The 12,267-nt window shown below is 62.9% G+C and carries 12 protein-coding genes and 1 tRNA gene; 4 read left to right on the top strand and 9 right to left on the bottom strand.

Annotation, left to right across the window (positions count from 1 at the left end):
- Nucleotides 1-505: 505 nt before the first annotated feature.
- From HFK18_RS12770 to HFK18_RS12745, 6 genes are all read right to left on the bottom strand, one after another.
- Entirely contained in the window at nucleotides 506-1,006 is a 501-nt protein-coding gene (locus HFK18_RS12770) for an N-carbamoyl-L-amino acid amidohydrolase (RefSeq protein WP_180166514.1), read from the bottom strand.
- Nucleotides 1,007-1,079: 73 nt separating this feature from the next.
- Nucleotides 1,080-1,541, bottom strand: a complete 462-nt coding sequence (locus HFK18_RS12765) for a hypothetical protein (RefSeq protein WP_180166513.1) — start codon at nucleotides 1,539-1,541, stop codon at nucleotides 1,080-1,082.
- A gap of 329 nt (nucleotides 1,542-1,870) precedes the next feature.
- On the bottom strand, nucleotides 1,871-3,040 hold the full coding sequence (locus HFK18_RS12760; RefSeq protein ID WP_180166512.1) for an ImmA/IrrE family metallo-endopeptidase: 1,170 nt from the start codon (nucleotides 3,038-3,040) through the stop codon (nucleotides 1,871-1,873).
- Nucleotides 3,041-3,050: 10 nt separating this feature from the next.
- Nucleotides 3,051-3,692, bottom strand: coding sequence for a hypothetical protein (locus tag HFK18_RS12755; protein ID WP_180166511.1), 642 nt, complete (start codon nucleotides 3,690-3,692; stop codon nucleotides 3,051-3,053).
- 347 nt (nucleotides 3,693-4,039) lie between these two features.
- Nucleotides 4,040-4,129 (bottom strand) — tRNA-Ser (locus HFK18_RS12750).
- An 85-nt stretch (nucleotides 4,130-4,214) separates the two neighbouring features.
- Nucleotides 4,215-5,207: a LysR family transcriptional regulator gene (locus tag HFK18_RS12745; RefSeq protein ID WP_025878750.1), complete on the bottom strand. Its 993-nt coding sequence runs from the start codon at nucleotides 5,205-5,207 to the stop codon at nucleotides 4,215-4,217.
- Nucleotides 5,208-5,329: 122 nt separating this feature from the next.
- Here HFK18_RS12745 and HFK18_RS12740 point away from each other — a divergent pair, with 122 nt between their 5' ends.
- Both HFK18_RS12740 and HFK18_RS12735 read left to right on the top strand, forming a co-directional pair.
- Entirely contained in the window at nucleotides 5,330-5,917 is a 588-nt protein-coding gene (locus HFK18_RS12740) for an NAD(P)H-dependent oxidoreductase (protein WP_033831454.1), read from the top strand.
- A 135-nt stretch (nucleotides 5,918-6,052) separates the two neighbouring features.
- Nucleotides 6,053-6,403: a ligand-binding protein SH3 gene (locus tag HFK18_RS12735; protein ID WP_180166510.1), complete on the top strand. Its 351-nt coding sequence runs from the start codon at nucleotides 6,053-6,055 to the stop codon at nucleotides 6,401-6,403.
- A 391-nt stretch (nucleotides 6,404-6,794) separates the two neighbouring features.
- Here the strand turns inward: HFK18_RS12735 and serS are convergent, their stop codons facing one another.
- The gene (serS, locus tag HFK18_RS12730) at nucleotides 6,795-8,075 is read right to left on the bottom strand and encodes a serine--tRNA ligase (RefSeq protein WP_180166509.1); all 1,281 of its coding nucleotides are present in this window, start codon (nucleotides 8,073-8,075) and stop codon (nucleotides 6,795-6,797) included.
- Between the two features lie 113 nt (nucleotides 8,076-8,188).
- Between serS and HFK18_RS12725 the strand changes: the two genes are divergently transcribed.
- Together HFK18_RS12725 and HFK18_RS12720 are read left to right on the top strand one after the other, a co-directional pair.
- The gene (locus tag HFK18_RS12725) at nucleotides 8,189-8,833 is read left to right on the top strand and encodes an energy transducer TonB (RefSeq protein ID WP_180166508.1); all 645 of its coding nucleotides are present in this window, start codon (nucleotides 8,189-8,191) and stop codon (nucleotides 8,831-8,833) included.
- A gap of 118 nt (nucleotides 8,834-8,951) precedes the next feature.
- Nucleotides 8,952-9,536 (top strand): energy transducer TonB, encoded by a 585-nt coding sequence (locus HFK18_RS12720; protein WP_180166507.1) that lies wholly within the window; start codon nucleotides 8,952-8,954, stop codon nucleotides 9,534-9,536.
- Nucleotides 9,537-9,668: 132 nt separating this feature from the next.
- On the opposite strand, the gene aroA is transcribed toward HFK18_RS12720, so the two are convergent.
- Nucleotides 9,669-10,976: a 3-phosphoshikimate 1-carboxyvinyltransferase gene (gene aroA / locus HFK18_RS12715; protein ID WP_180166506.1), complete on the bottom strand. Its 1,308-nt coding sequence runs from the start codon at nucleotides 10,974-10,976 to the stop codon at nucleotides 9,669-9,671.
- A 74-nt stretch (nucleotides 10,977-11,050) separates the two neighbouring features.
- Entirely contained in the window at nucleotides 11,051-12,241 is a 1,191-nt protein-coding gene (pheA, locus tag HFK18_RS12710; protein WP_025878757.1) for a prephenate dehydratase, read from the bottom strand.
- Nucleotides 12,242-12,267 lie beyond the last annotated feature (26 nt).

Here is a 12,267-nt window from a genome sequence, read left to right as displayed (position 1 = left end):
AAAAGAGCGGGGCCGCCTCGGCCACTTCTTGACCGCCTCCAGGCATTTCTCCTTGCTCACGTACTCACGAGCCCCCTGGGAAGGATCTTGAAGTTTCGGGTTTGGAGAACCCGTCGCCATCACAGCACTACATGGGGGTTCGCCTGACCGCCGGCTGATCGCCTTGCGGTTGCGCAAATTCACAAGCGAGAAATGCCGTGGTGCAGCATTAATGCTGAGCCGAAGTCTCAGCAAATCCGCAAGATGTTGATGCACATGAGAGCGCGTGTGAAATCTTTTATCTGAAACGCACCAGCAGGCTAACGATCTAGCGGTTGGAAAAACGAGTCGCTAGGGTTCAGCGCAATTTCGGCCCAAAGGCAACTCGCTTCGTCTTGATCACTTTGAAAAGAGCCCTAGGATAACGCCGAATGCAGCCGTCCGCTTCGGGCCAGCCGCGATGTTCAACTCCGGATTTGAGCCGACCCGCATAGTGAGTTCAGCTTGAATGAACTGTTAGCACCCACTAGCCACCATTTATAATCGCTGCCACGAATGCGCCGACAAAAGACGATGTCAACCCGATCAGCATCACCACCAACCACCTGAGCTCTTGGCGTCTCGCTATAGCTTGGGTGTGAAGCTTAACTGCCACATCGATGAGAGAAAGTATTTGCTCCGAAGACAGCGGACGGCGAGAAATATGCGACCGATTATCCCGCGGTACAGCCTTAAGTTGCTCCAGCGTCATCTCTTCTCGTGTCCTTGTGTTGTAGACGCGGGGCTGAGCTCGGCGAAGAGCTAGTGTTTGAAATCCCGCGCCATCAACTCCAGCACGGAAGAACTCAGGATGTTCGTTGAACACCATCAGCCAGCTATCCGCGCTTTTAGGTTTCTCGCCGAGAATTTTCGACCATGACTCGATTTTTCTGCCAGAGTATTTGTAAGTACCCATCACTTGGATCGCAGCTACCAAGTCCGCGAGTCGGTGTTTTCGTGCGATGTAGGGTGACTGGCCTTCGATCATGTGTCTCATGTAGGTGCAAACTCTGGAATTAAGCCGACCCGCGAAGCCGGTTCGGCTTGAATTAATTTTTAGGTCAATGGCCAAGAATCATGTACTTGGCGCATTTCTTGTCGAGAACCGAGTACTGCGCAATAAGCCATTTGAGCGTCTCCGCCTTGAGCTGGACATGCTTGCTCCGCTCAGGGTGATCATTCCGACCCTCGTAGACCATTGTTTGATGTAGCTCAAGATCGACAATCTTGTGCCAAAGAGTCTCACTCAGATACATATCGACTTCAGGACCGAATAGCCATTTTGCAGCTTGTATCCCTGACAGGTATGCGATCTGTTGCTCGCTGCCAATTGCCCCGTGCGAGCCAATGTATCCAAGGGCGTCACGAACTGCTTGATACACGTGCATTCGCTTGTCGAAAAGGTCAAGTTTCAGCTTGTTCTGCGCAGTGCGCCATTGGCGATACGCAATTGTTGCACCGACCAGTGCCAGAACCGGCACGGTGAGCGCTGTTACATAGGCCGTCCAGTGAATTTCAACCATTGATCTAATAACCCAATAGACGAACCTGTGAGTCCGATTATACGACTTATCACCAAATCACCGTACGTTGGCTCTCCCCCTGATACAACTCGATCATAGGGTGGCTGGAGCCGGCTAACAAGCCAACGTATAACTAATCAAACAGCAGGCTCAGGGGCTGCACCTATGTCCGCTTCGGGTCGAAAGCTGCTATTCCCCTATCCCAATAACCATCCCCAACCCATTTGCTCCTCCTATGTCCGTTACCGGCCATCAGCAGACCGATGTTCCTTCGCGAATCCAAAACAAGCGTACGCTACGAGGGCCCCGCCCAAGTCTCACTCCCGATACTAGCCCTTGACCAAACGCAAGTTGGCCCTTCTCGCAGCGGGCTCAGCCATTCTCGGCGCTCCACCCTTCAGCGCGTTGAGCATCAGCCCAAACGTAAGTTCGTTAATCTCGTCAGAAAAGATCGCTAGCTGATGGGCAACATCCGCTTTCGACAAGCCTTCTTCGCGAAGTGCTCCGAATACCTTTTCAAGCACTAATGATTTCTCGTGCGGCACACCTTCAGGCTCCGACTTGCGGTAGCCCGCTTGCGCCAGCTGGATGCAAAGCGTTCGGTAGGTCCAGTCAGTTGTCAGGCCAAGGGCATGCATCCGGTAGTTCAGCGCTGCCAAGGAGACTGCCCAGTGCTTCTTGTGCCGGATGAGACTCGATAGCGTCGGGGCACGCGGCGCCATGGCAAGCACGCTCGCCCGCGGCATGAGAAAAGCGGACGCAAACGCATTTGCCTCGCGCTCCAGGTCGGGACCATGGGGTTGGGCATGTTGGTGTAGCACCAGGTGGCCCAACTCATGCGCGGCATCAAACCGGCAGTGTTCGGCCGACTTGAACGTATTGAGGAAGACGTAGGGCCGGCCGCCATTCCACATCGAAAAGGCATCCACTTCCTTGGCATCGATTGCCAGGGAATAGACCCGGATGCCCTTGGATTCCAGCAGGGCAATCATGTTCTTGACCGGCAACTCGCCGATGCCCCAGTGAGCGCGCAGCATTTCTGCCGCCGTCTCCGGGGTCTGGGAAGAGAACGATGTCGGATAGGCTTCTGGCTCTTGAGCGTGTTTGTGCACGCTAACGGGGCGACTGTCCCCTCCCTCGCGCCCCAAATCCGGAACGTCAGGGTCTGGCAGGGCGAACCGCGCCTCAATCCAATCGTTCAATATCAGGGCAACAGCGCCCGCACCAAGCGCGGTGTCGCGCTGGCTGGCTGTCATCTTCGAAAGCGAACGGAAACTCGCCACATCGGGGTGAGGAACTTCCGGGTCCACACCAAAGAAAAAGGCTTCGGGGAACCGAAGCGCTTCCGAAAGCTTTCTAAGCGTATTGGCCTCTGGTTCCTGGGAGCCCGTCTCGTAGTTGGAGACGGACTTCTCTGTTACCCCAATTTTTTCGGCCAACTCACGCTTTTTCATCCCTCGCCGTTTGCGGGCGAGGGTAAGCCGTAAAGCATTGAACATAGCAACCTCGTCACGCTTTGCGGCGGATCTCGATGTCGATGTCAGGACCACCCGGCTCGAGGATTTCCGTCAGGTCATCGTCAAACGGAATGCTACCGAGCACGATGCGTTCCGACCACGAAGTGATCTTGCCGTCATTACCGATTTCAGCCGGCAATGACAGTTCAAAGCGGATCTCACCCTTGGACGTATCCGTGTGGTGCATCAAGATCCACGTCTGGTTGCCCTCGGCGTCGTCCTTGATCTCTTGCATGAACTCTTCGAAGAGCACCATCTGACGATTCGCCTCGATGGCCTCAACGGTGTTGCGACCCTTCTTCGAACGGTTCGACGGATGGGCATACGGGTTGCCCGTCCCCTCGTCGCCCGAGGCCACGGCGATAGCCAGGTTCAATGACTCGTTCACGGTCACCGGGAAGCTGCCGACATCCTGCCGAATCCAGTCCAGCGGCCTCAGCTGGTCCCTCAGCGCGGCAACGACCTCGCCCCACATGACCAAGCCCGGGAAGTTACGGGGGTGGTTAGGGGTCAATCGGGAGCGCTGCAAGTGCCCCTGATAGATGGCTTCGCGGAGCGCCACCTCGGTGACCCCCAACTGTTCCAGGCGACTGGCGATTTCTTCGGGAGCGTCGTGAAGGATGTTTGGGAGCATCGGGGTCTGCCTCAGGGGGACTTCCGATAATCCTCCCTCATTTGAGGAGGAAAAACAAGAAGTTTGTGCTGCGCACTGACCAGCACCCTGCCATGTTCCGTCAGCATCGAACCCATCCTCCACACCAAGTAGGCCCAATTCCGGCCCGAGTGGCATAGCGAGACGCGCTAGCTAAGTCCTTGGCTGGCAGCACTACCAAAACGCTAGGCTTCCGCACTGATAGATGACGTCCACGGACGTTTGGGGCTCTCCACACACAGCCAATCCGTCGCGGCATACCCGATGGCATACCAGAAAAACCGGAGGATAGATATTTTTTCTTAAATCAATGATTTGAATTAATTCAGTGGCGGAGAGAGTGGGATTCGAACCCACGGAAGGTTTAACCCTTCGCCGGTTTTCAAGACCGGTGCCTTAAACCGCTCGGCCATCTCTCCGTATCGGCCCAGCCTGCTGGCCGGGCACGCATTCTCGCACGGCCGGGCGATTTGCCCAAGACCGTTGTTCCATCGGAGGCAAGCCTCAGCCCGCGTCCACCGCCAACGCACCCAGTGCACTGGCCTTGATGCGCTCCTTGGCCTTTTCGCAGGCGCCACCGCAATCCAGGCGCGAGGCCTCCAGTTGCGGCGGCAGGTGCTCGGCCAGGAAGTCGATGAACACCCGCACCGCCGGCAGCAGGCCGCGGCGCGAGGCGAACACGGCGTGGCACACACCCTGCGGCAGCGACCAGTCCGGTAGCACCACTTCCAGCTCGCCATTGCGCACGGCATCGGCGCAGACCGTTTCCGGCAGCATGGTGATGCCGAAACCGTCCTTCACCATGCTCTGCAGCAGCGGGAAGTCGAAACCGGCCACGCGCGGCTGCAGGTCCACCCGGCGTACCGCGCCTTCCGGTCCGTGCAGTTCCCAGCGCTGGCGTGCCTCGTCTTCGCTGATGCTCAAGGTGACGTGGTTTGCCAGTTCTTCCGGGTCCTTCGGGCGGCCGGCGCGGTCCAGGTACTTCGGGCTGGCCACCAGCAGTTCCTGCACCTGGCCAAAGCTGCGCATCACCAGACTGCCGTCGTCGTCCAGGCGCGAACGCACGCGCAGGGCCACGTCGTAGCCTTCGTTGATGATGTCCACGCGGCGGTTGCTGATGTTCAGCTGCAGCCGCACCTTCGGGTACTGCTCCAGGAACTTGGGCAGCAGCTTGGGCAGCTGCATCTGCGCCAGCGAGACCGGCACGCTGGCGCGCACCAGGCCGCGTGGCTCGGCGCTGAGGCGGTCCACCACCTCGCGCGCGGCCTGCGCCTCGGCCAGCATGGTCTGGGCGTGGCGATGCACGCTGGTACCGACGTCGGTAACGGCAAAGCGCCGCGTGGAGCGCTGCAGCAGGCGCACGCCCAGGTCGGTTTCCAGCTGGCTGATGCGGCGGCTCAGGCGCGACTTGGGGATGCCCAGTGCGCGCTCGGCGGCGGCGAAACCGCCGTGGTCGACCACCATCGCGAAGTAGTACAGATCATTCAGGTCATGCATACCCGAGTTCCATTAGTAGAACAATACGTGGCATTCAACCACCTTTATCCCGCCCTTGCAACAACCTATTGTTCTCTCCGTCGGCGGCAAGCCCGCCACCTCTCCCGAACATAGGTACTGCCATGAAGCTTCTGCACATCGACGCCAGCGTGCTTGGCGACAACTCCGTCTCCCGCCACCTGACCGCCGCCGTGGTGGCCCAGTTCAAGCAGCAGATCGACGGCCTTCAGGTTGATTATCGCGATCTTGACGCCAATCCGGTACCGCATCTGCGCAGTGGCTCGCTGGCCAAGACCGATCCGGCCGAGGCCGCTGATGCTGAACAGGTGCTCGAGCAGTTCCTGGCTGCCGACATCGTGGTGATCGGCGCGCCGATGTACAACTTCAGCGTGCCCTCCACCCTGAAGGCCTGGATCGACCGTGTGGCGGTGGCCGGGCGCACCTTCAAGTACACCGAGAACGGCCCGGTGGGCCTGGCCGGTGGCAAGCGGGTGATCGTGGTCAGCAGCCGTGGCGGCATCTACACCGACTCGCCGGCGGACTTCCAGGAGCCCTTCCTGCGCCAGACGTTCGCCTTCTGGGGCATCAACGACATCGAGTTCGTGCGTGCCGAGGGCATTGCCTATTCGCCGCAGCACCGCGAAGACGCGATTGCCGGTGCGCTGGCAGCGCTGCCGTCGCATGAGGCAGCGGAAGTGGCAGCGGCGTAACGCGTTCCATCGTTCGGCGCCTCTCTCCCTCGTCTGGGCGCTGAACGCGGGCCGGGATTCCCTCCCCCATCCCGGCCCACCCTACCCTAGCGGCCCTGCTTTTGCGGGGCCGCTTTTTTTTGTCACCATGGCGCGATGAACTACATCGTGACGGCTGCGCACCGCAGCGAATTTCCGCATCCGATCACCCTGCACCGTGGGCAGGCGCTGGTGGTGGGTGAGCGTTATGAAGGGCCCGAGGGCTGGGAAGACTGGTTTCTGTGCGAGGCCGAGGGGCAGCAGCCCGGGTTCGTGCCGGCGCCGGTGATCGGTTGCGATGCGCAGGGCGGCGCGTTTGCCACGGAGGACTACTGCGCGCGGGAGCTGGATGTGGACCCGGGGCAGCCGTTGCGCGGCGTGCGCACGCTCAATGGGTGGGCGTGGTGCGTGCCGGAGAGTGGGGAGGCGGGCTGGGTGCCGCTGGAGAAGCTGCGCGTAGTGGGTTGATGGATTGCGCTATCCACGCATGGCGTGGATCTACTGCAAAGCCTCGGGCCCCTAGCGCATGGATGCAGCACCGCCCAGTTGATCCACGCCATGCGAGGATGACGCACCGCGTCAGTAGATCCACGCCATGCGTGGATGCCGCACCGCCCCAGTAGATCCACGCCATGCGTGGATGTCGCACCGCCTCAGTAGATCCACGCCATGCGTGGATGTCGCACCGCCTCAGTAGATCCACGCCATGCGTGGAGGCCGCACCGCCTCAGTAGATCCACGCCATGCGTGGATGCAGCACCGCGTCAGTAGATCCACGCCATGAGTGGATGCGGGGCCATGCAAGCATGGCACCCACCAAAGCCAGAGTAGTGCCATGCAAGCATGGCATCTACCGGGTTCAACCGATGGTGTCGATACCGCCCATGTACGGGCGCAGGGCTTCAGGCACGGTGATGCTGCCGTCGGCGTTCTGGTAGTTCTCCATCACCGCGATCATCGCGCGGCCGACCGCCACGCCCGAGCCGTTCAGGGTGTGCGCCAGTTCCGGCTTGCCGGTGGCCGGGTTGCGCCAGCGCGCCTGCATGCGGCGGGCCTGGAAGTCGCCACAGTTCGAGCAGGAGGAAATCTCGCGGTAGGTCTCCTGCGACGGCAGCCAGACTTCCAGGTCGTAGGTCTTGATCGCCGAGAAGCCCATGTCGCCGGTGCACAGCAGCACCTTGCGGTACGGCAGGCCGAGCTTTTCCAGCACCACTTCGGCGCAGCGGGTCATGCGCTGGTGCTCGGCGTCGCTGTCTTCCGGGCGGCAGATCGAGACCAGCTCGACCTTCTCGAACTGGTGCTGGCGGATCATGCCGCGCACGTCGCGGCCGCCGCTGCCGGCTTCGGAACGGAAGCACAGCGAGTGGGCGGTCATGCGCAGCGGCAGGCGCTCGGCGTCGAGGATCTCGTCGCGGGCGATGTTGGTCAGCGAGATTTCCGAGGTCGAGATCAGGTAACGCTTCTGCTCACCCAGCTCGGTGATGAACATGTCCTCTTCGAACTTGGGCAGCTGGCCGGTGCCGTACAGGCTGTCGGCGTTGACGATCACCGGCACGTTGGTTTCCTGGTACGCGTGCTCGCCGCTGTGCAGGTCGAGCATGAACTGGGCCAGGGCACGGTGCAGGCGCGCGATCGGGCCACGCAGCACGGTGAACCGCGAGCCGGACAGCTTGGCCGCGGTCTCGCCGTCCAGCCACTTGTTGCGCGCGCCCAGTTCAACGTGGTCGAGCACCTTGAAATCGAACTGGCGCGGGGTACCCCAGCGCGACTGCTCGACGTTCTCGCTCTCGTCGGCGCCGGCCGGCACGTCATCGGCGGGAAGGTTCGGGATGCCCATCGAGATCGTGTCGATCTTCTCGCGCAGCTCGTCCAGGGCCACTTCCGAGGCCTTCAGCTCATCGGCGAAGGCAGCCACCTCGGCCATGATGGCCGAAACGTCCTCGCCCTTGGCCTTGGCCTGGCCGATGGCCTTGGAGCGGCTGTTGCGCAGGCTCTGCAGCTCCTGGGTACGCACCTGGATGCGCTTGCGATCCGCCTCCAGTGACTCCAGGGCAGACACGTCGAGCTCGAAGCCGCGGCTGGTGCGCAGGCGTTCGGCGAGGTCGGCGGGCTGGTGGCGGAGCAGGGCTGGATCAAGCATGGCGGGCGTCGTGGTGGGTAACAGGAACGGGATTATCGCCTGTTATACGGAATTCTGCCGCCCGGTTCATTCCGGCCGTGGCAGAATCGAAGCATTCCGTACTGGTCTGGTCCATGTCTGCTCCCCGTCCGTCGCCTGCCAAGTCGTTCACCGTGCATATCCCGCGCAACGCCCTGAAGATCGCCGGTATCGCCTTCGGCGTGGGCATCCTGCTGTTCGTGCTGGTCTGGCTGACCGGTCGCGACAAGGAATTCTTCCGCGCCGATCCGGCCGCGCAGACGCCGCAGGAAACCGCCCAGGTGGAACCGCTGCCCGAGCCGCTGGCCGCAGCGGCGGGTTCCAGCGACATGCCCGACGCCAAGCCGGCCCCGGTGCCGGACGAAGACGATGCGCCGAAGCTGGTGGAAACGGCCCCGCCGCCGCCCCCAGCCACGATTGAACCCGCCCCGGCCGCGCCGGGTACTGCGGCACCGGCAACTGCCAATGCGCAGCCGATGCCGATTGCCGGCCAGTCGCCGCCGCCGGCCTACCCGGCCGCCGCCCTGCGACGCGGCGAAGCCGGCAGCGTGGTGGTGCGCGTGGAGGTGGACGCCACCGGATACCCGAACAACGTGACGGTGATCCAGCGCAGCGGTTCGCGTGAACTGGACCGTGCGGCAACGGATGCGGTGCGTCGCTGGCGCTTCAGCCCGGCAGTGAGCAATGGGCAGCCGGTGCCCGGCAGCATTGAAGTGCCGTTCGACTTCAAGCCGCAGTAACTGAACGTTTCCCCGCAGAAAAGCTGAACCTTGCAAGTTGCGTTGACGCAATGCTGACACGCTGCGACGCCGCCTCGGGCAACACTCTGGGCGTCGTTACTGACGCGAGGAGCTTGCGATGACTGCTACTACCCACGAAAACCTTCATTCCCCGCAGCTGCAGCAGGATGGCACGCTTGCGCCCCGCTCGGCGTCTCCTTGGCTGTGGCTGGCACTGATCGTGGCAATGTTCGCAGCGGCACTGGTCTGGCTGCGCTTTGCCAACCATGACGACGTTGCGCCTGCGCCGGTGAGCGAGCGCATGCTGCCGGCCACTGACATGCTGCCGGCCACTGAAACGCCGGTTGCCATCGCACCGGCGCCGGCTACGCGCCAGGCCGCGCCTGTGCAGAGCCAGCGCAAGGCGGCCCCGGCCGTACGCAACCGTGAGGCGCGTCCGCTGGCCAGCAACAGCAAGCCCAGCTATCCGGCCGCCGCTCTGCGTAGTGGGGTGCAGGGCAGCGTGGTTGCCAGCTTGAACGTGGATACCCGTGGCAACGTGACCGATGCGGCGATCGTGTCGCGCAGCGGCGAACGCAGCCGCGACCTCGACCGTGCCGTGTTGAATACCGTGCAGGGCTGGAAGTTCGAGCCGGCGGTGCAGCAGGGCCGTGCCGTGGCCAGCGTGGTGCGTGTACCGGTGGATTTCCGTACCGAGCGTTGATCGTCGGTAGCATCTGAAATGAAAACGGAGGCTTCGGCCTCCGTTTTTTTGTGCGCAGAAGCGTGCCAACCAAGGTTGGCACCTACCAGGCCATGTGATCCGCCAGGCCACGCCCGGCGGATGCGGTGCCGGTCAGGACAGGTTGAAGCCGGCGCTGCGGGCCAGGCCGTCGAAGTCCGGAAAGGAGGTTGCGACGTTGGCGATGTCGTTGATGCGCACTTCGCCATGACTGATCTGGCCGGCAATGGCGAAGGCCATCGCAATCCGATGATCGCCGTGGCTTTCAATGGTGCCACTGCCCAGCGCTACCCCGCCGCGCAGGGTGGCGCCATCTTCGGTTTCGTCCACCTGCATGCCCAGCGCGCGCAGGCCGGTCGCCATCGCCGCCAGACGATCGGATTCCTTCACCCGCAGTTCGGCGGCGCCGGTCACCACGGTCTGCCCTTCAGCGGCGGCAGCAGCCACGAACAGTGCCGGGAACTCGTCGATCATGTCCGGCACCAGTTCCTCCGGAATACGCGCGCCCTTCAGCGGCGCGTAGCGCACCACCAGATCGGCCACCGGTTCCCCGCCCTGCTCTGCCGGGTTCTCTTCGGTGATATCCGCGCCCATCAGGCGCAGCGCGTGCAGCAGGCCGGTACGGCGCGGATTGAGGCCGACCTGCTTCAGGCGCAGCTCGGAACCGGGAATGATGCTGGCCGCGACCAGGAAGAATGCGGCCGAGGAGAAGTCGGCCGGCACCACGATGTCGGTCGCGCGCAGGCGCTGGCCGCCACGCAGGCGCGCCTTGCCCGGCGAGAACGCGATGTCCACGCCGAACGCGGACAACATGCGCTCGGTGTAGTCGCGGGTCGGGTGCGGTTCGGTCACGCTGGTCTCGCCATGCGCGTACAGGCCCGCCAGCAGCACGGCGGACTTGATCTGCGCGCTGGCCACCTGCGAGGCAAAGTCGATGCCGTTCAGCGTCTGCCCGCCATGCACGTGCAGCGGCGGCGTGCCGTCTGCCTCGGTGTCGATCTTCGCGCCCATCTGCGACAGCGGACCGGTGACGCGGCGCATCGGACGGCCGGACAGCGATTCGTCGCCGACCAGCGTGCAGTCGAATGCCTGACCGGCCAGCAGGCCGGCCAACAGACGCATGCCGGTGCCGGCATTGCCGCAGTCCAGCGGCGCGCTGGGTGCCTGCAGGCCATCGATGCCGACGCCATGAATGATGCGCTGCGACGCGCTGGGGGTTTCGATGCGCACGCCCAACTGGCTGAAGATGCGCGCGGTGGCGCGGGTGTCTTCGCCTTCCAGGAAGCCTTCGATGTGCGAGGTACCGTCGGCCAGCGCGGCGAACATCACCGAGCGGTGCGAGACCGACTTGTCGCCGGGAATGGTCAGGCTGCCCTGCAGGGGCTGGCCCTTGCGGGCGATCCAGTGCTGCACGTTGCTCATCGTTGAATTGTTCCGTAAACGCCGGGTCACCGGCGGTGCATCAGGGGCGGCGGCCGCAGCCGCCGCAGCAGGGATCAGGGCACGGCCACCGGATAGGAGCCAAGCACCTTGATCTGCGCCGAGTGCGCTTCCAGTTCGGCCAGTGCGGCCTGCATCGGCGCGTCGTCGATGTGGCCGGCGAGGTCGATGAAGAAGCCGTATTCCCACTTCCCATGGTGCGAGGGCCGCGACTCGATGCGGTTCATGCTGATGCCATGGCGCGCGAACGGGCTGAGCACATCGAACAGCGCACCCGGCTTGTCATGGATGAACACCAGCACCGAGGTACGGTCGTGACCGGAGGTCGGGAAGATGTTGCGGCCCACCACCAGGAAACGGGTGGTGTTGTCGGCATCGTTCTGGATCGGCTTGGTGACGACCTTCTTCAGGCCGTACACGTGGCCTGCGCTTTCGCCGCCAATGGCTGCAGCGTCGTCGGCATTGCGCGCACGGCGCGCGCCTTCGGCATTGCTGGCCACCGGGATCTTCTCGGCCTTGGGCAGGTTGGCGCGCATCCATGCCGAGGTCTGCATGAACGACTGCGGATGGCCGTAGACGCGTTCGATGTCTTCGATGCGGCCACTGCGCGACATCAGGTACTGCTGCACGCGCAGTTCCACTTCGCCGCAGATCTTCAGGTTGGAGGTGAGGAACATATCCAGGGTGATCTGGATGGTGCCCTGCCCCGAGTTTTCCACCGGCACCACGCCGAAATCGGCGTTGCCCGCTTCCACTTCCTGGAACACTTCTTCGATGCTGGCCATCGGCAGGCCCAGCGCCGAGCGGCCGAAGTGCTTGAGTACGGCCTGCTGGCTGAAGGTGCCTTCCGGGCCGAGGTAGCCGATCTTCAACGGCTCCTGCTGGGCCAGGCAGGCCGACATGATTTCGCGGTAGACATGCACCAGCAGTTCATCGCTGAGCGGGCCTTCGTTGCGGTCCACCACCATGCGCAGCACCTGCGCTTCGCGTTCGGGGCGGTAGTAATCGACGGCGGCGGCGAGCTTGCCCTTGGCCTTGCCGACCTGGTGGGCGAACTGTGCGCGCTCGGCGATCAGGCTCTGGATGTCACGGTCGATCTGGTCGATCTTCGAACGCACATCGGCCAGCGCCAGTGGCGCCAGGGTCGGCACCGCGGTTGCCTTCGACTTGCCCTTCGGCTTGGAGGTGGCGCTGTCCTTGGCCGGTTCGGCCTTCTTCGACGCCTTCTTGCTGGGTTTGCTTGCCATCGGAATTCCTTGTTGCGGGGCGCGCA

This window comes from Stenotrophomonas sp. SbOxS2 (genome assembly GCF_013416715.1).
Taxonomy (GTDB): Bacteria; Pseudomonadota; Gammaproteobacteria; order Xanthomonadales; family Xanthomonadaceae; genus Stenotrophomonas; species Stenotrophomonas lactitubi.
This window is presented reverse-complemented; position numbering and strand designations above follow the sequence as displayed.